The following is a 1647-nucleotide window of genomic DNA, read 5'->3' as shown; positions in this document are numbered from 1 at the left end:
CCCTGAAGGGAGAGGGGGCCGTTCGGCGTGTGCTGGGAGATGGGTGTTGTCCTACCAGTTGGGTGTGAGGCGACGCTCGTTTTCTTGCCGAATCGCTAGTGCGCCGTGCCTCCCTCCCCTGCCAACTGCTGGTCGATGCGCTGCACCAGGTAGCCGTAGAACGGGTTCGAGGTCACGCGCTGGAATAGGTCCAGGCCGACGATCAGCACGCCGCGTTCGCCGCGTGGGGTCAGGGTGCCCAGGTGGATGCCGAAGTTTTCCTGGTTGCCGGGGTGTTGGCCGTAGAGGGTGTCGTCCGGGGGGAATGGCAGGGCGACGTGGGAGAGCGAGAACAGGTCCGCCGGGTAGTCCACGCCCAGGGGCTGGCGGGTGGGTTGCAGGCTGTTGGCCGGGGTGCGGGTGGCGGTGGCTTCGCGGTTTTCCGGGGTGTTGCTGACCACGGTGAGGGCGTAGGGGCGTTCGCGTTCCGGTAGCAGGCGGGTGCCGAGGGCGGCCATTTCCGGGCGCAGCAGCGGGCCGAAGCTCAGCGAGCGGTTGAGGTCGAACAGCACCAGTTCGCTGCCGTTCCGCGGCAGGCGGTCGTAGAGGCCGCTGACCACCGCCGGGGTGCTCACGGTGCTGTCGGCCAGGGACTGGAAGGTCAGCACCGGCGGCAGGTGCGCCAGGCTGCCGCTGCGGCTGGCGGCTTCCAGGCGGCGCTGGACTTCGCCGGTCAGGCCCACCGTCTGCCGCGCCGCCGCTATCGGGAAGGAGTTGTACTTGAACGGGTTGAACTCGGGCAGCACGTTGAGCCAGGCGGCCTTGGCGAAGGCCGGCAGCAGCGCCGGCAGGCCCGCCAGGCCGGCGAACCGGGCGTAGCGGGTGACGCCGATCATCGGCGAGATCAGCACCAGTTGCGCGGGCAGCGCCAGGCTGGGGTCGTCGAGGGCGTCCAGGGTGTATTTCAGCGCCAGCGCGCCGCCGTTGGAGAAGCCCACCAGCAGCAGCGGCGCGCCCTGGGGCCGTTGCGCCTGGGCTTCGCGCACGGCCAGGCGGGTGGCGGCGAGCCAGTCCTGCCAGGTGGCGTCGGTGAGGCCGGCGGGCACCGTGCCGTGGCCGGGCAGGCGGATGGCGACTACGACGTAGCCCTGCTGCCGCAGGTGTTCGCCGAGGTGGCGCAGGCTGTAGGGCGAGTCGCTCAGGCCGTGCAGCAGCACCGCCGCGCCGCGCACCGGGCCGTCGGGGCGCAGTTCGTAGGAGCGGTTCCAGTCGGTGGCGAAGTGGCCGGGGTAGACCTGGCTCTGGTCGAAGTAGCGGTTGTAGGCCACGCGCTCGAAGGGTTGCAGGCTGGCGGCCATTTCCTTGCGCATGGCCTGCATGAGCGTGGCTTCGGCGGCAAGGTAGGTGGGCCAGTCGGCGCGGTCCAGCGCATCGCTGTGCAGTTCCTGCGGCACCCAGGTGTGCCAGGGCTCCAGCGGCGGGATGTTGCGCAGCGAGGCGACGCGCAGGGCCAGCAGCAGGACGGTGATGGCCAGGGCGATCACGGCGACCCAGAGCAGGCCTCGGGTGAGTTTGGGGTTCAGCATTGTCGTCCCTTTTGGCGCGATGGGGACAAGCGTAGAGCAGGTGGGGGTGTTTCGGAGCGCGGCGGTGGCGGATAACGCTTGG

General features: G+C 70.2%; 1 protein-coding gene. It reads right to left on the bottom strand.

Annotated elements, in window-relative coordinates:
• Positions 1-95: 95 nt before the first annotated feature.
• Positions 96-1565, bottom strand: coding sequence for an alpha/beta hydrolase (locus P3W75_RS07840; protein WP_276226801.1), 1470 nt, complete (start codon positions 1563-1565; stop codon positions 96-98).
• Positions 1566-1647 lie beyond the last annotated feature (82 nt).

The sequence above is a fragment of the Pseudomonas citronellolis genome (assembly GCF_029335315.1).
Classification (GTDB): Bacteria; Pseudomonadota; Gammaproteobacteria; order Pseudomonadales; family Pseudomonadaceae; genus Pseudomonas; species Pseudomonas citronellolis_A.
This window is presented reverse-complemented; position numbering and strand designations above follow the sequence as displayed.